Origin of the sequence: Luteibacter sp. E-22, from assembly GCF_049913125.1 — a bacterium.
Taxonomy (GTDB): Bacteria; Pseudomonadota; Gammaproteobacteria; order Xanthomonadales; family Rhodanobacteraceae; genus Luteibacter.
The window spans coordinates 2,535,653-2,550,066 of the sequence record NZ_CP183975.1 but is presented as its reverse complement, the minus strand read 5'-3'; the positions used below and the strand labels follow the sequence as shown (position 1 = coordinate 2,550,066).

Genomic DNA, 14,414 nt, shown 5'->3' with positions numbered 1-14,414 from the left:
CTCAGAGTCCCGGCTTCGTGGCGATGGCGTGGTCGATCACGGCCAGCGCCGCCTCGCGCTCGGCACCCGTGACCGTCAAGCGTGGCGCGCGTACGGTTTCGCTACCCATGCCGGTCTTGGCCTGCACGAGCTTGATCAACTGCACGAAGGTGGGCACCGTGTCGAGGCGGAGCAACGGAAGGAACCATGCGTACAGCGATTCCGCGGCGCGGGGGCCGCCATCGCGGGCGAGTTCGAACAGCTTCACCGATTCCTTCGGATACGCGTTGACGAGGCCCGCGATCCAGCCCACCGCGCCCATGCTCACGCCTTCGACGATGGCATCGTCCATGCCGACGAGGAGGTCGAGGCGATCGCCGAGCAGGGCACGGATGGCGGCGAAACGGCGCACGTCGCCGGAGGATTCCTTCACCGCTTGCAGGTTCGGGAACTGCGTGGCGAGTTCGGCGATCTGCGCGGGCGCGAAGTCGGTCTTGTAGGCGACCGGATTGTTGTAAAGCATGCAGGGCAGGTCGGTGGCTGCGATGACGGCCTTTACATGCGCGCTCATTTCGCGCCAGTCGGTGGAATACACGTACGGCGGCAGCACCATCAAGCCGGCGCAGCCGATGGCCTTGGCTTCCTTCGCGAGGCGCACGGCTTCATCGGTCGAGAGCGACGCGATACCGGGAATCACCGGCGCACGGCCGTCGAGCGCCTTGACCAGGGTGCGCAGGATGTCGGTCTTCTCCTCGAAGCTCAGCGTGGCCGCTTCGCCGAGGGAGCCGAGGGGGACGATGCCCTTGCAGCCCGCGTCGATCATCTGCAACGCGTGGCTGGCGAGGAAGGCGTGATCGACCTTGCCATCGGCGGTGAAGGGCGTGGTGACGGCGGGCAGGACACCGCGCCAGAAAGTTGCCTTGCTCATGATGTGTAGCCTCTGGTATCGCTGACGGAAGAAAGAACGGGTTCGCCCAGCGTGGCCAGGCGAGCGGGGAAGAGAGGCGGCCGCGTGCCGCCGCGCGGGCCATGGCCGAGTTCGGCGAGCGCGCTGCCGCAGATGCGGCCCTGGCAGGCACCCATGCCGCAGCGCGTAGCGAGCTTCGCTTCACGGGTGTCGGCATGGGGGCGCACGGCGCCAAGGAGGACGTCTTCGCATCGGCAGATCGTCGTGTCGCCGTTCGCGATTCCGCGCACGTCATCGCGGAGTGCGAAGTGTTCGCGTAGCGAAGCGGCGAAGGCCCGAGCACGATCGCGTCGCTGTATCAGCGCTCGTGGTACCGCCGCCCCCGCCGCGGCCAGCCCGGCGATGCGGCCTTCCACCCTGGCGCAGTCGAGTCCGCCGACACCGCAGGCTTCGCCGGCGGCGAACACGCGCGGCTGGCTCGTGGCCTGCCACGGACCTACCTGCACACGCGCATGCGCGCCTTCCGGCTCCAGCGCGCAACCGAGCAACTGGGCCAGTTCCACCTGCGGCAGCAGGCCGTAGCCCACCGCCAGAAGGTCGCATGCGATGCGTTCGTCACCCTGGCGGCCGCGTACGTGCGCGCCGCTGACGCCATGCTCACCCTCGGCGGCGGTCACGATGCTGTCGGTCCGATAAGGGACGCGCGCGAGTTCGAGTCGGAGCCGTGCCGCTTGTGCGAGCTTGCCCGGCCAACGCCACAGACCGGCGGCGAAGCGATGCACGGCGGATGCGCCGGCCTGTTCGTGGATGCCCACGACGTGCGCACCGTGGCGCTGCGCGGTCGCCGCGGCCGCCAACAGCAGCGGTCCGCTGCCGGCGATGAGCACGCGCTTGCCGTGCAAGGGCCAGCCTTGCTTGGCCAGCGCCTGTAAACCGCCGGCGCCGGTGACGCCGGGCAGGGTCCAGCCGGGGAAGGGCAACAAGAGCTCGCGCGCGCCCGTGGCGAGTACCAGCGCGCCATAGGCGAGATGGAAGCCGCGATGCGCATCCTGCAGGAGCAGTCGCTCCGGTTCGACGGCGACGACCTGCGTTCCTTCGAGGCTTGTGATGTTGGCGTTTCCGGCGACGGCGCGTATCGCATCCGTCGCCACACGCGGTTGACCGTGAAGCACGTCGTGCCGCCATACCTGGCCGCCCGCGCGTGGCTGGTTGTCGATCAGCACCACCTGCTTGCCGCGACTCGCGGCGGCCTCCGCCGCGGCGAGGCCCGCCGGTCCGGCGCCGACGACGACGATGTCGCAGGTCTCAACCATCGGTTTCCACCCGCATGCCGGTATGGACGACGCGCTGGCAGGCGCGTTGCTGGGCCATGCCGTCGATGCGTACGCGGCATTCGAAACACACGCCCATGCCACACAGCGGTGCGCGCGGCTCGCCTGTCACGGAACGGCGGAACGGTTCGCCGACGAGTGCGATCGCCGCCGCGACGGATATGCCCGCGGGCACGTGCACGCGGCGTCCGTTGATGGTGAGTCGCACGGCGCTCATCTTCATGGCCGCACCCGCGAAGGATCGTAGGGCGTCGGATCGATCGCGGGCGCGCGGCCGAGGATCTGGTCGATGACCACGCGCGCGCTGCCCAGGGAGGTCGTCACGCCCAGCCCTTCGTGCGCGGCAGCCACCCAGACGTCGTCGCGACCAGGCGCACGACCGAGATAGGGCAGGCCGTCCACGCTTACCGGACGAAAACCCGTCCACAGGCGAATCGCGTCCAGTTCACGCAGTCGTGGCAGAAAGCGGAAGCTCCGCTCCAGCATCCGCCGGACCATCTCCATCGAAACCTCGGTGTCGACGGCATCGTATTCGCGCGACGAACCGATCAGGATCTGCCCGGTAGGGCGCGGCTGAACGTTGAAGGCGACACTGGAGGCGTCGCCACCGTGCGCGCTGTCCGCGTAACCGAGTTCGAGCAGCTGATGCCGTATCACGCCGGGATAGCGATCGGTGATCACCAGGTGCCCCTTGCGCAGGCGTACCGGCAGGCCAGGCAACAGGGATGGCAACGCACCGCCATTGGCGAGCAGCACGGGCCCGCTGAGCCGCCGGCCACCGCGCAGGAGCACGCCGTGATCTTCGAGGCGGAACACGGCATCCTGGTGGTAAATGGCACCCCGCGCGATCGCCTGGTCGATCGCATGACGGGCGACAGCCGGGGGAAACACCACCGCTTCATCCGGCACGCGCATGCCGCCGGCGAGGCCGGGCGCGAGCGCGGGTTCGATGCGGTAGAGCTCCCGTGCGTCGATCCGTTCCGCGACCACGCCCGAAGCGGCGAGCCGCGCGATTTTTTCCGGGATACGTGCGAACTCTTCGTCGTTGCTGGCCACCCACAGGGTTCCGCAGCGGCTGAACTCCGCCTGCGGCAGGTTCGCGAACGCTTCCCAGAGGCCTAGTGAGTAATGCGCCAGCGCAAGCTCGGCGGGGTCGTCGTCCATGGCCACGAGGTGACCCATCGCCGCGGCGGTCGCGCCGCCGCCGACGACGCCCGGTTCCACGATGGCGATGCGCAAGCCCTGCGCGGTAGCGTAATCGGCACATGCCGCGCCCACGATGCCGGCACCAACGATGATCAGGTCGTAACCGCTCACCCCGCGCCGATGCCCCAGGCCAGCGGATCGGCCTCGTCGATCAGGATCTGCCCCTTCATGGTGACGTGCGCGCTGCCAGTGATGCGTGGCAGGACACCCGACGCTCCCGGCTGGAAGGTCACCTCGAATACGCTGCCGAGGATGCCGGCCTGCCGCCAGACGGCGCCGGCGGCGAGCTTTCCGTCCGCGGCCAGGCAGGCGACCTTGGCGCTGGTACCGGTACCGCACGGCGAGCGATCGTAGGCCATGCCGGGACAGAGCACGAAGTTGCGACCGTCGGCATCGGGCTGCCCGGGCGCCGCGTTCAATTCGATGTGGTCGATCTCCGCACCGTCCGCGCCGGTGATGCCTTCGCGTTCCAGCGCCGCGCGGATGGCTTCCGTATAGACCGTAAGCGCGCGTTGGTGGTCGAGGGTCAGCGGCAGCGGCGTGTCGGCCGTGATGAAGAACCAGTTGCCACCCCAGGCGACGTCGCCGACGACGCTGCCGTAGCCGGGCACATCCAGTCGGACATCCTTGCGGTGACGGTAGCTTTCGACGTTGTCGATCGACACGCGGCCGTCGTCCAGCAGTTCGATGCCGACCGTACCCACCGGCGTTTCGAGACGGTGGCGACCCGGACCGATACGTCCCAGGTGTTGCAACGTGCGGATCGTGCCGATGGTCCCGTGCCCGCACATACCGAGGTAGCCGACGTTGTTGAAGAAGATCACGCCGGCGCAGGCCTCGGGATCGGCCGGCGGTACGAGCAGGGCGCCCACCATGGTGTCCGAGCCACGCGGCTCGCAGGCGATCGCCTGGCGCCACTGGTCGTGCTCCGCGCGCATCAGCCGCCGCCGTTCGGCGAGGGAACCGTTGCCCAGGTCGGGGAAGCCGGACAGGACGACGCGTGTGGGTTCGCCGCCGGTATGCGAATCGATGAAGTCGAGGGTGTGCATGGCCTCATGCTCGCCGGGGAGCGCCTCGGCGGGATAGAAACCTTTGCCGGATTCAGATGCGGAATTCAGCACACCTGGCGAGGGTGGCCTGGTCGCCTTGGCGACGCCGCCGTACTTGCCATCCGACCGCCCATCGGCCTTATGATGCGGTGCGGCAGCGAAATATCCCGCTGCCCATGCCGTCGCCGCTCGCCCCGGAGGAGCCCCGCGCCCGTGAAGATTTCCGCCGATGAACTCGAGCCGCTCTTCGATGCGCTTCCCGACGTGGTGTTCTTCGTCAAGGACACCCAGGGCCGCTACACGCATGCCAACCTGACCCTGGTCCGCCGCCTGGGCCTGAAGCATCGCAGCGACATCATCGGCAAGGACGTGACCGAGCTGTTTCCGACGACGATGGGCGGCTCGTACGCGGCGCAGGATCGTCGCGTGCTGACCGGCGAGTTGATCGAGAACCAGCTTGAGGTACATATCTTCAACAACCGGGCGCCAGGCTGGTGCCTGACCTGCAAGCGGCCGTTGATCTCGCGCGGCGAGGTGCGTGGCGTCATCGGCATTTCGCGCGACCTGGGCCAGCCGGATGGCAGGCATCCCACGTACGACCGGCTGCGCCGCGTGCTTGCGCACATGCAGGAACACTATGCGGACAACGTGCGCGTGCATACGCTGGCGACGCTCGCCGGTCTGTCGGTCGCGCAACTGGAACGGCATTTTCGCCGTGTTTTCCAGCTCACGCCGCAGCAGGTGCTAACCAAGGTGCGCATCGAGAGCGCGATGCGCCTGCTTGGCGGCGAGGACAGCATCGCCGCCATCGGCATGGCATGCGGTTTCGTCGACCAGAGCGCCTTCGCACGGCAGTTCAAGGCTACCGTGGGGATGACCCCGAGCGCTTATCGCACGATGGTGATGGCTGAGAGGTGAGCGCTGTTGACGGCTCGGCTTCGCCCTCGCGTTGGGTTGTGTGGCTCGCGGGGGAGCTGCCGGGCGTCCCCCTCGGCGCGCCAGGCGGCGCCGGCCCTTGGGAAAGGATGCCGCTGCGCGGCCGTGTCTGATGGCTGCGCCCCGGCGGGCTCGGACGGTCGGGCGGGGGTTTCCGATTCGCCTTCCTGGCTCAGCGGAAACGATCGGCCGTCCTGGCCGATCCCCTGACGGGCCTTTTCCGCCCGGCCGTCCTCGTCGCCTCATGGCGCGCCGAGGGGGACGCCCGGCAGCTCAGTCACGACCGCGGTGGGTTGAGGCGAAAGAGCGAAGGTTGTCGCACGCCACACGCCACACCGCCGCACCGCCGCACACCGCACACCGCACACCGCAAAGCACCTCACCCTGTTTGACCGCCACACCCTGGTGGGAGCCGACTTTGTCGGCGATCCCGCGGCAGCGGGCCCGGTCGAGGCAAGCATCCATCGCCGACAGGGTCGGCTCCCACCAGAGCGACGGCTCCGCCCCACAAACCAACGCGAGGGCGAAGCCGAGCCCGGCGGCAAAACAAAAAAACCGCCCTTGAGAAAGGACGGTTTCCATGTGTGGTGCCCGAGGTCGGACTCGAACCGACAAGCCTTGCGGCGGAGGATTTTGAGTCCTCTGCGTCTACCAATTCCACCACTCGGGCATGGACGCGATTATGCGGGAATCAGTGGACGCGGTCGAGGCCCAGCTGGCGTTCGTCGCGCAGGTACCAGTCGTCGCCCTGGGGGTTGAACACGGCGCACTGGGTCATGCGGCCCGAGTAGATGTGCAGGCTGACGGCTACCGAATCTTCACTCGGATTGCGGATGGTGTGGTACTCGTGCGGGGGGATCAGGCTGCCGGCGGAGCCGGGGCCGGCCTGGATCGAGCCGACGGGGCGGAAATGGTAACGCTGGGCGTCGTGGTCGAGCAGTTCGTACTGGACGATCTCCAGCGCGCCGTTCCAGACGCCCTCGACGCACCACATGCCGCTATGGTCGTGGATCAGGGTGCCCTGACCGGGGCCCCAGGTCATGGCGACCACGCTGTAGCCGTGTTCCTCGCTGCGGTAGAGCTCGCGGCGCGCGTAGTGGTCGCCGGCGGTCTCGAACACGCATTGGGGCAGCTGCACCTCCTGCGAGCGGATCAGCCGGCACAGCGCGTTGCGCAGGGTGTCGGTGATCGCCGGGGTGCTCGGCTGGGCGACCGAGGCGTCGATGGCCTCGATGAGCTTGCGGCTGCCCGGGAAGTCGACCGTGATCATGGGATGGAACCTCTGGAGGCGGTGGCGTGGGGACGCCGGTCGCCACCGATCATAGCAGGGAGCGGAGGAAGCCCCCAATTGCCCGGCTGTAGTTCTCGATGTCCACCAGAAAGGCGTCATGGCCCTGGGGCGAGTCCAGTGCCACGAACTCGACCTGGGCGCCGGCGGCCTCCAGGCCCTTGGCGATCGTTTCCTGCTGCTCCAGAGGGAACAGGATATCGGTGCTCACCCCGATGACCAGGGCGCGGTCGACGTGGATTCGGGCCAGGCCGCGCATCACGTCGCCTTCGCCGTATTCGGCCACGTCGAACCAGTCGCTGGCGCGAGATAGATAGAGATAGCTGTTCGGGTCGAACTGGCGGTTGAAGCGCCGCGCATGGCCTTCCAGGTAGGACTCCACTTGGAACTCGAAGCCGAACGGCTCGTTGTCGTCGCGTTGTTCCGGGTCGAGGCGGATACGGGCGAAGCGGCCGTTCCATTCCATCGCCGAACGGTAGGTGATGACGCCCAGCTTGCGCGCGATGCTCATGCCGTGTTCCGGCCATTCGTCGCCGTCGTAGCGGCCTTCGTTCCAGTGCGGGTCGAGGCGGATCGCTTCGCGCTGCAGCGAGCGGATGGCGATGGCGAATGGCTGTGCCTGCGGCGCGGTGTCGACGCTGATGTGGGTCCGCGTGGCGCCCGGATGCAGCAGCATGTAGGCAAGTGCGCTCATGCCGCCCATGGAACAGCCGACGAGGCAGGCCAGTTGTGCGATACCCAACCCGGCGACGGCCTCATACGCGGCGTTGGCCACGTCCTCGAGCGAGAGTTCCGGGAAGGTCAGACGGTACGGTTCGCCGGTGGCGGGGTCGATGGAGGCGGCGCAGGTGGAGCCCTTGTCGCTGCCGAGCGAATTCACGCAGATGACGAAATAGCGATCTGTATCGAACGCGCGGCCCGGCCCGATCATGTCCTCCCACCAGCCGGGACTGGGGTCCTCGGCGTTCGCCGCCGCGTGCGCGCTGGGCGACAGGCCGGTGAGGATCAGGATGGCGTTGTCACGCCCGGCTGTGAACGTGCCCCAGGTCTCGAACGCCACGCGCGCGCCGTGCAGTTCTCCTCCGCGCTTCATACGGAACGGGGACGTCAGTTCGTGGTATTTGCGGGCGTCTGCCATGAACTCAATCTTGGAAGTTTGTTGTGGGAGCCGACTCTGTCGGCGATGGTGCTTGCCGTAATCTGGCCCGCTGCCGCGGGATCGCCGACAGGGTCGGCTCCCACCAGAACTCTCTTGGCGCATGTTACATGGGCTTGTTCGCGGCACGCTTGTCGGCAAGGGCGATCTGCTGGGCCACGGCGTGCGCCACGTTCGAATCGGGGTCGAGCAGCGGTTGCAGCTTACGCCACGTGGCCGCGGCGTCGGTGTAGCGCTCCTGCTGGAACTGCGCGATGCCGAGCAGCCACAAGGCCCGCTGGCTCTGCGGTTCGATGGCGAGCGCACCGGTGAGCAGATCCATGGCGCGGCCTTCGATACGGTGATCCGGCCGCACCAGTGAATCGGCTTCGGCCCAGCCGACCATCGCCGCGACATTCTTCGGATCGGCTTTCAAGGCGCGGTCGTAGGCGTCGCGTGCATCGGGTGCTCGCTTGAGCATGCTGTAGGTCTGGCCGAGCAGGACCCAGCCCTGCGCGTCGTCGGGGTGCTCCTTGAGGCGCGCCAACAGGCTGTCGATGGCTTCGCCGACGGTCATTTCCTTCGGTGGCTCGACGCCACCGAGGGTCGACGGCGTACCGACGAGCATGTAGATGCCGGCACTGCCCAGCGGAAGGATCAGGGCGATGACCACCATCCATGCGAACACGCCGCGCGGGCGCCCATGCAGGCGGCCCTGGCGAACGAGCGGAACGAGCAGCAGGGCGAGCGCGAGGGCGAGCATCGCCGCCGCGACGAGATAGAACGCGAGTGTCACCAGTCGTCCTCGGTGTCGTTGGCCGGCGTGCCGACGGTGGGATTCTGCCGTGCGCGGCGACGTACCTGCACCGCGACCACGATGGCGCCGGCGGCGAGCAGCGCGAGCGGGCCGAACCAGAGCAGCCACGTGGACGGCTCGACGGGCGGCTTGTACAGCACGAACTGCGAGTAGCGGTCGACGAGGTAGGTCTTGATCTCGTCGTCGCTCTTGCCCGCCTGGATCATCTCGAACACCTGCCGCCGCAGGTCGTGCGCGATCGGCGCGTTGGAGTCGGCCAGTGTTTCGTTCTGGCACATGGGGCAGCGCAACTCGGACGTCAGCTTCTGGAAACGGACCTCTTCCGCGCGGTCGTGGAACGGCAGGGGCTGGATGGCCTGCGCGCAGGCCACGATGGGCAGCAGGCACAGGGCCAGCCAGAGAAGGGCGCGGCGGATCACGGCGTTTCCTTCGCCAGCGCGACCAGGGCGGGACGAATTTCCTTCTCGATCACCTCGGGGGTGATCGGGCCGATGCGCTTGTAGCGGATCACGCCTTTCGCATCGATGAGGAAGGTTTCCGGCGCCGCATACACGCCGAAATCGATGCCTGCTCGTCCGTCGCGGTCGGCCACGATCACGTCGAAAGGATCGCCGTGCTCCGACAGCCACGCCGTGGCGGCTTCGGGCTCGTCCTTGTAGTTGAAGCCGACGATGGGCAGGCCGAGCCGCTTCATGTCCGTCATCAACATCGGGTGTTCGTGCACGCACTCGATGCACCAGCTGGCGAATACGTTGAGGAAATAGGGCTTGCCGAGCAGGGATGCCTTGTCCACGGTGCGCGACGGTTCGCCGAGCACCGGCAGCGCGAACGCGGGCGCGGGCTTGTCGATCAGCGGCGAAGCGATTTCGCGCTGGTCGTGCTGCGTATTCCACCAGATGCCGAAGCCGAACAGGCCTACCAGCAGGAGGAAGCCGATCAGGGGAAGCAGACGGCTCATGCCGGCGTCGCCTCAGTCTTGAGTTTGCCTTCGGCGACGATCTTCTTCGCCCGGAAACGGCGCTCGCACGCGGCGAGGAAGCCGCCCGCCATCATGAACAGGCCGCCGAGCCAGATCCAGCGGACGAAAGGCTTGTGATACAGGCGCAAGGCCCATGCGCCCTGCACGTCGTTCGCATCCATCGGTTCGCCCAGCGCGACGTAGATGTCGCGGAACAGGCCGGCGTCGATGGCCGACTCGGTTTGTACCTGGCCGCGTGAATAGGTGCGCTTCTGCGGATGCATCGTACCCACCGTGGCACCGTCGCGGAGGATCGTGACGATGCCTTCGTCCGCGCGCCAGTTCGGACCTTCGGTTTCCTCGACGCCGTCGAAGCGGAAGTCGTAGCCGCCGATGGACTCCGACTGGCCGGGCGCGAGGCGCACGTCGCGCTCCACGCTGAGCGATTCGGAAAGCATCACGCCGATCACGAAGATCGCGACGCCGGCGTGGGCGACCAGCATGCCGGCCATCTCCGCGGGGTAGCGGCGGCCTCGGGGCATCTCACGCCAGCGCTTGACGATGTAGGAAAGCGTGCCCGCGCCGACCCATACCGCGCCGGCCACGCCGGCGATCGCGCGCAGATGGCCTTGCGCGAAGAAGGCGGCGGCGATCGCGCAGATGAGCGCCGCGACGCCGGCTCGCAACGCCATGGCCGTCAGTTGCCGTCCTTCGGCACGACCCCAGCGAAGATAGGGACCGAACGGCAGCAAGAGCACCGCGGGCGCCATCAGCATCACGAACAGGAAGCCGAAGTACGGCGGCCCGACCGAGATGCGCCCGAGGTTCAAGGCGTCGCCGATCAGCGGGAACAGCGTGCCGAGCAAGACCATCGCCGCGGCCGTGGTGAACAACAGGTTGGCGACCATGACGCCGGTTTCGCGCGACAGCGGCGCGAAGGGCTTGCCCGTGGCCACCTTGGGCGCGCGGATCGCGTACAGCAGCAGCGATCCGCCGATCACGACGATGAGGAAACCCAGGATATAGAGGCCGCGGCGCGGATCGGAGGCGAACGCGTGCACCGAGGTGAGCACGCCGGAACGGACCAGGAAGGTGCCCAGCAACGACAGCGAGAAGGCGAACAACGAGAGCAGCACCGTCCACGCGGGAAGCGAGCCGCGTTTTTCCGTCACCGCCTGCGCATGGATCAACGCGACGCCGACCAGCCAGGGCATGAACGACGCGTTTTCCACCGGGTCCCAGAACCACCAGCCGCCCCAGCCCAGTTCCGCATAGGCCCACCAGCTGCCCGCGACGATGCCGAGGGTCAGGAAGGCCCAGGCGACGTTCGTCCACGGCCGCGCCCAACGCACCCAGGCCTGCTCCATGCCGCCGCCGAGCAGGGCGGCGATCGAGAAGGCGAAGGCGACCGAGAAGCCCACGTAACCCATGTAAAGCACGGGCGGGTGGAAGGTCATGCCCGGGTCCTGCAGGACGGGATTCAGATCGCCACCATCGGCCGGCATCGGCAGTTCGCGCACGAAGGGATTGGAGGTGAACAGGATGAAGGCGAGGAAACCGACACCGATCAGGCCCAGCACGCCGAGCACGCGCGCGACAAAGGCGGGCGGCAGGTGCCGGCTGAACGCGGCCAGTGCGACCGACCAGATGTTGAGGATGAAGACCCACAGCAACATCGATCCCTCGTGCGCGCCCCATACCGCGGTGATGCGGTAGTACCAGGGCAGGGCGAGGTTCGAGTTGTCGGCGACGTAGGCCACCGAGAAGTCGTAGTGCAGGAAGGCGTGGATCAGGATCGCCATCGCCGCGAACACGAAGATGCCCTGGCCGGCGGCGGCCGGACGCGCCACGGCGATCAGGGCGGCGTTTCCGCGCCATGCGCCGAGGATCGGCAACACGCCCTGCACGAGCGCGAGCAGCAGCGCGAGTGCGAGCGCGAACTGGCCGAGTTCGGGGATCACCGCGGCATGTCCTTCTTGTCGTCGATCTTGCGGTTCTCGTGCGCCTTGGCCATGGCGTCCTTGAGTTCCTTCGGCATGTAGTTCTCGTCGTGCTTGGCAAGCACTTCGCTGGCGATGAAGCGGCCGCTGTCCATGCGCCCGGTGGCGATCACGGACTGGTTGTCGCGGAACAGGTCGGGGAGGATGCCCGTGTATTCCACGGGCATCGCGCCACCGTCGTCGACGACGATGAAGCTCACCTTCAAGGTGTCGGCGGCGCGCTGGATGGAACCGGATTTCACCATGCCGCCGAGGCGGAAGGTGGCGTACTGCGTGGCCTGTCCTTCCTGCACCTGGCTCGGGGTGAACAGGTAATTCATGTTCCGCTGCAGGGCGAACACGGTCAGGCCCACCGCCACGGCGGCGGCGGCGACGACCGAGATCACGATGGCGAGGCGGCGTTTACGCGTCGGATTCATTGCTTGGAGGGGTTCCCGGCCGGCGACGGTTTTCCTGGCGCGCGAGCCGTGCGCGAAGTTCGCGCAGGTTGCGGCGGCGCCGGGCCAACGGGGCCAGCGTGTCGATCAAGAGGACGATGAAGAAGACGGCGACGGCGGACCAGACGTAGAAACCGTAGTCGCCCATGGCGAAGGCTTGGCTCATGCGGGATCGTTTCCCGCACGGCCGGCCAGCAGGTCGCGCACCCAGCCCTTGCCGCTTTCGGAGGCGACGAGGTCGGCGCGCACGCGGGCGAACAGGCTGGCGATGTAATAGAGCTTGGTGGCGGCCATCATGGTCAACAGCGGCCAGAGCATGCTCGCCTCGATGTGCGAGGGGCCGAGCAGGCGCACCGTCGATGCCTGGTGCAGCGTGTTCCACCAGTTCACCGAGAAGTGCACGATGGGCACGTTGACCGCGCCCACCAGCACGAGGAAGGACGCCGCGCGGGCCCCCTGGCGACGATCTTCGAACGAGTGGTAGAGGCCGATCACGCCGAGATAGATGAAGAGCAACACCAGTTCGGAGGTGAGGCGTGCGTCCCAGGTCCACCACGTACCCCACATCGGCTTGCCCCAGAGCGAACCGGTGACGAGGGTGATGAAGGTGAAGGCGGCGCCGATGGGAGCGGATTCCATCGCCACCGTTTCGGCGATCTTGATCCGCCAGACCAGGCCGATGAAGGCGGCCACGGCCATCGCCCCGTAGATGAACAGGCTCATCCACGCGCTGGGCACGTGGATGAAGATGATGCGGTAGGCGTCGCCCTGCTGGTAATCCGCCGGCGCGATGAACAGGCCGCCATACAGCGCGACCGCGCCCAGCACCAGCGCGAGACCGAGCGCCCACGGCCGCACGGCACCGGCGAAGCGGTAGAACACCGGCGGCGAGCCGAGGCGGTGAAGCCAGAGCGGAACCCAGTTAGCCATCGATCCTCGTCGCAGGTTCGTTCAAGCACCGTGAGTCCCCCGATGGGACCGTGTGGTTGCGTGCGTTCATGTGTCCATGGCGATGCGTAGCGCGGCGGCGCAGGCCAGCGGCGCGAGGACGAGCGCCAGGGCGAGCCCCGCTCCCAGCCAGGCGATCGGCGCGATCCACGGCAGCCCTTCCTGCGCGGCGGCCACGGCTCCGGCGGCGAAGATCACGACCGGCACGCACAACGGCAGCAACATGAGCGCCAGAAGCATACCAGAGCGCCTCGTTCCCGCCGTCAGGGCGACCAGCACCGCGCCCATGAGGCTCAGCAGCGGTGTGGCGAGCGACAGCGCGGCGACCAGCACGGGCATGACCGCCGGCGGCAGTTTGAGCATGCCCGCCAGCAGCGGCGCCACCACGATCAGGGGCAGGGCCGAAGTGATCCAGTGCGCGAGGATCTTCATGCCCACCAGCAGGGCCAGCGGTTGCGGCGCGAGCATCAGCTGCTCCATCGAGCCATCCTCGATGTCGGCGCGGAAGAGCTGGTCGAGCGAGAGCAGGATGGCGAGCAGCACGGTGACGAACACGACGCCCCCGGCGATCCGCGACAACAGGACCGGATCGGGGCCCAGCGCGAACGGGAACAGGGTGGCGACGATCACGGCGTACAGCACGGGCAGGGCGATGTCCCCGCGGCGGCGCCAGGCCAGGGTGAGGTCGCGCCGCAGCAGCGCGGCGCAGGCGGCTGGCGTGCTACCGGGCCTCACGCGTGCAGCCGGATACGTCGGGGCTCGCCACCGGCGAAGCTGACCGCACCGTGGCTGGTGACCAGGGCCGCGCCGCCGCGCGCGGTGTGGCGCTCGAGCAGGCGATTGACCAGGGCGATGCCTTCGCGGTCGAGGTTCGCATACGGTTCGTCGAGCAGCCAGATGCGTGCGGGTACGAGGAGGAGCCGGGCCAGCGCGGCGCGCTTCTTCTGTCCTGCCGAGAGCCGTCGCACGGGCTCGTCCTCGAAGCCGGCCAGGCCGACCTCGGCCAGCGCGGCGCCCGCGTCCGTGCCTTCACGCAAGCCGTAGAGGCCGGCGCTCACGGCGAGATTCTCGCGTGGCGACAGGTCGAACTTGAGTCCGAGGTGATGGCCCAGGAACACGACCATGCCTGCCATGGTGTCGAGCGAGAAGGTGGCGCCATCGACGCGTACCTCGCCTTCGCCAGGCCGCAGCATGCCCGTGAGCACGCGCATGAGAGTGGTCTTGCCGCTGCCGTTGTCGCCTTCGACGAGGGCGATCTCGCCCGCGCGCAGCACGAAGTCCAACGGCCCGAACACCGGCTCGTCCTGGCGCAGGAAGCCGAGCGCGCGGGCTTCGAGCAGGATCGGGGGTTCGATGGCGACGGTCATCCGACGATTGTTGCGGGAGGCTGCGCGGATGTCCATGCACCGGCATGGTGGGAGCC

General features: G+C 67.9%; 18 protein-coding genes and 1 tRNA gene. 1 reads left to right on the top strand and 18 read right to left on the bottom strand.

Going from position 1 to position 14,414, the window contains the following annotated elements; genetic code table 11:
* Position 1 precedes the first annotated feature (1 nt).
* From ACN9M2_RS11420 to ACN9M2_RS11400, 5 genes are read right to left on the bottom strand one after another with little or no spacing between them, the layout of a single operon-like run.
* Complete coding sequence (locus tag ACN9M2_RS11420) at positions 2 to 907, bottom strand: dihydrodipicolinate synthase family protein (RefSeq protein ID WP_426284860.1); 906 nt, start codon at positions 905 to 907, stop codon at positions 2 to 4.
* Entirely contained in the window at positions 904 to 2,199 is a 1,296-nt protein-coding gene (locus ACN9M2_RS11415; protein WP_426284859.1) for an FAD-dependent oxidoreductase, read from the bottom strand. The genes ACN9M2_RS11420 and ACN9M2_RS11415 overlap by 4 nt, the downstream gene beginning before the upstream one ends.
* Positions 2,192 to 2,434 (bottom strand): (2Fe-2S)-binding protein, encoded by a 243-nt coding sequence (locus tag ACN9M2_RS11410; protein WP_426287905.1) that lies wholly within the window; start codon positions 2,432 to 2,434, stop codon positions 2,192 to 2,194. The genes ACN9M2_RS11415 and ACN9M2_RS11410 overlap by 8 nt, the downstream gene beginning before the upstream one ends.
* Positions 2,435 to 2,436: 2 nt before the next feature.
* Positions 2,437 to 3,552 carry an NAD(P)/FAD-dependent oxidoreductase gene (locus ACN9M2_RS11405; RefSeq protein WP_426287904.1) on the bottom strand — a complete coding sequence of 372 codons (1,116 nt, stop codon included), beginning with the start codon at positions 3,550 to 3,552 and terminating at the stop codon, positions 2,437 to 2,439.
* The gene (locus ACN9M2_RS11400; protein WP_426284858.1) at positions 3,531 to 4,472 is read right to left on the bottom strand and encodes a 4-hydroxyproline epimerase; all 942 of its coding nucleotides are present in this window, start codon (positions 4,470 to 4,472) and stop codon (positions 3,531 to 3,533) included. The genes ACN9M2_RS11405 and ACN9M2_RS11400 overlap by 22 nt, the downstream gene beginning before the upstream one ends.
* A 213-nt stretch (positions 4,473 to 4,685) precedes the next feature.
* On the opposite strand from ACN9M2_RS11400, the gene ACN9M2_RS11395 reads away from it, so the two are divergent.
* Complete coding sequence (locus tag ACN9M2_RS11395) at positions 4,686 to 5,390, top strand: helix-turn-helix domain-containing protein (RefSeq protein WP_426284857.1); 705 nt, start codon at positions 4,686 to 4,688, stop codon at positions 5,388 to 5,390.
* A 291-nt stretch (positions 5,391 to 5,681) separates the two neighbouring features.
* Here ACN9M2_RS11395 and ACN9M2_RS11390 read toward each other — a convergent pair whose 3' ends face one another.
* From ACN9M2_RS11390 to ccmA, 13 genes are all read right to left on the bottom strand, one after another.
* A complete protein-coding gene (locus tag ACN9M2_RS11390) occupies positions 5,682 to 5,990 on the bottom strand; it encodes a hypothetical protein (protein WP_426284856.1) in 309 nt (102 codons plus the stop codon).
* A 3-nt stretch (positions 5,991 to 5,993) separates the two neighbouring features.
* Positions 5,994 to 6,078, bottom strand: a tRNA-Leu gene (locus tag ACN9M2_RS11385).
* A gap of 21 nt (positions 6,079 to 6,099) precedes the next feature.
* The gene (locus ACN9M2_RS11380; RefSeq protein ID WP_306846452.1) at positions 6,100 to 6,678 is read right to left on the bottom strand and encodes a cysteine dioxygenase family protein; all 579 of its coding nucleotides are present in this window, start codon (positions 6,676 to 6,678) and stop codon (positions 6,100 to 6,102) included.
* Positions 6,679 to 6,727: 49 nt separating this feature from the next.
* Positions 6,728 to 7,834, bottom strand: coding sequence for a homoserine O-acetyltransferase MetX (metX, locus tag ACN9M2_RS11375; protein WP_426284855.1), 1,107 nt, complete (start codon positions 7,832 to 7,834; stop codon positions 6,728 to 6,730).
* Positions 7,835 to 7,958: 124 nt separating this feature from the next.
* Complete coding sequence (locus ACN9M2_RS11370) at positions 7,959 to 8,627, bottom strand: tetratricopeptide repeat protein (protein WP_426284854.1); 669 nt, start codon at positions 8,625 to 8,627, stop codon at positions 7,959 to 7,961.
* Positions 8,624 to 9,064 (bottom strand): cytochrome c-type biogenesis protein, encoded by a 441-nt coding sequence (locus ACN9M2_RS11365; protein ID WP_426287903.1) that lies wholly within the window; start codon positions 9,062 to 9,064, stop codon positions 8,624 to 8,626. Before ACN9M2_RS11365 ends, ACN9M2_RS11370 begins: the two co-directional genes overlap by 4 nt.
* Complete coding sequence (locus tag ACN9M2_RS11360; protein ID WP_426284853.1) at positions 9,064 to 9,606, bottom strand: DsbE family thiol:disulfide interchange protein; 543 nt, start codon at positions 9,604 to 9,606, stop codon at positions 9,064 to 9,066. Before ACN9M2_RS11360 ends, ACN9M2_RS11365 begins: the two co-directional genes overlap by 1 nt.
* The gene (locus tag ACN9M2_RS11355) at positions 9,603 to 11,567 is read right to left on the bottom strand and encodes a heme lyase CcmF/NrfE family subunit (RefSeq protein WP_426284852.1); all 1,965 of its coding nucleotides are present in this window, start codon (positions 11,565 to 11,567) and stop codon (positions 9,603 to 9,605) included. Before ACN9M2_RS11355 ends, ACN9M2_RS11360 begins: the two co-directional genes overlap by 4 nt.
* A complete protein-coding gene (gene ccmE, locus ACN9M2_RS11350) occupies positions 11,564 to 12,025 on the bottom strand; it encodes a cytochrome c maturation protein CcmE (protein WP_426284851.1) in 462 nt (153 codons plus the stop codon). The genes ACN9M2_RS11355 and ccmE overlap by 4 nt, the downstream gene beginning before the upstream one ends.
* Positions 12,009 to 12,209 carry a heme exporter protein CcmD gene (ccmD, locus tag ACN9M2_RS11345; RefSeq protein WP_426284850.1) on the bottom strand — a complete coding sequence of 67 codons (201 nt, stop codon included), beginning with the start codon at positions 12,207 to 12,209 and terminating at the stop codon, positions 12,009 to 12,011. Before ccmD ends, ccmE begins: the two co-directional genes overlap by 17 nt.
* Positions 12,206 to 12,973, bottom strand: coding sequence for a heme ABC transporter permease (locus ACN9M2_RS11340; RefSeq protein ID WP_426284849.1), 768 nt, complete (start codon positions 12,971 to 12,973; stop codon positions 12,206 to 12,208). The genes ccmD and ACN9M2_RS11340 overlap by 4 nt, the downstream gene beginning before the upstream one ends.
* A gap of 66 nt (positions 12,974 to 13,039) precedes the next feature.
* The gene (gene ccmB, locus ACN9M2_RS11335) at positions 13,040 to 13,726 is read right to left on the bottom strand and encodes a heme exporter protein CcmB (RefSeq protein ID WP_426284848.1); all 687 of its coding nucleotides are present in this window, start codon (positions 13,724 to 13,726) and stop codon (positions 13,040 to 13,042) included.
* On the bottom strand, positions 13,723 to 14,358 hold the full coding sequence (ccmA, locus tag ACN9M2_RS11330) for a heme ABC exporter ATP-binding protein CcmA (RefSeq protein WP_426284847.1): 636 nt from the start codon (positions 14,356 to 14,358) through the stop codon (positions 13,723 to 13,725). The genes ccmB and ccmA overlap by 4 nt, the downstream gene beginning before the upstream one ends.
* Positions 14,359 to 14,414 lie beyond the last annotated feature (56 nt).

What these genes read in the sequence shown, in the direction of transcription:
- metX (WP_426284855.1), bottom strand. Translation starts at nt 7,834, where the DNA reads ATGGCAGACGCCCGCAAATACCACGAACTGACGTCCCCGTTCCGTATG.
- ccmA (WP_426284847.1), bottom strand. Translation starts at nt 14,358, where the DNA reads ATGACCGTCGCCATCGAACCCCCGATCCTGCTCGAAGCCCGCGCGCTC.
- ACN9M2_RS11390 (WP_426284856.1), bottom strand. Translation starts at nt 5,990, where the DNA reads ATGGAAACCGTCCTTTCTCAAGGGCGGTTTTTTTGTTTTGCCGCCGGG.
- ACN9M2_RS11340 (WP_426284849.1), bottom strand. Translation starts at nt 12,973, where the DNA reads ATGGCTAACTGGGTTCCGCTCTGGCTTCACCGCCTCGGCTCGCCGCCG.
- ccmD (WP_426284850.1), bottom strand. Translation starts at nt 12,209, where the DNA reads ATGAGCCAAGCCTTCGCCATGGGCGACTACGGTTTCTACGTCTGGTCC.
- ACN9M2_RS11415 (WP_426284859.1), bottom strand. Translation starts at nt 2,199, where the DNA reads ATGGTTGAGACCTGCGACATCGTCGTCGTCGGCGCCGGACCGGCGGGC.
- ACN9M2_RS11410 (WP_426287905.1), bottom strand. Translation starts at nt 2,434, where the DNA reads ATGAGCGCCGTGCGACTCACCATCAACGGACGCCGCGTGCACGTGCCC.
- ccmE (WP_426284851.1), bottom strand. Translation starts at nt 12,025, where the DNA reads ATGAATCCGACGCGTAAACGCCGCCTCGCCATCGTGATCTCGGTCGTC.
- ACN9M2_RS11420 (WP_426284860.1), bottom strand. Translation starts at nt 907, where the DNA reads ATGAGCAAGGCAACTTTCTGGCGCGGTGTCCTGCCCGCCGTCACCACG.
- ACN9M2_RS11360 (WP_426284853.1), bottom strand. Translation starts at nt 9,606, where the DNA reads ATGAGCCGTCTGCTTCCCCTGATCGGCTTCCTCCTGCTGGTAGGCCTG.
- ACN9M2_RS11380 (WP_306846452.1), bottom strand. Translation starts at nt 6,678, where the DNA reads ATGATCACGGTCGACTTCCCGGGCAGCCGCAAGCTCATCGAGGCCATC.
- ACN9M2_RS11400 (WP_426284858.1), bottom strand. Translation starts at nt 4,472, where the DNA reads ATGCACACCCTCGACTTCATCGATTCGCATACCGGCGGCGAACCCACA.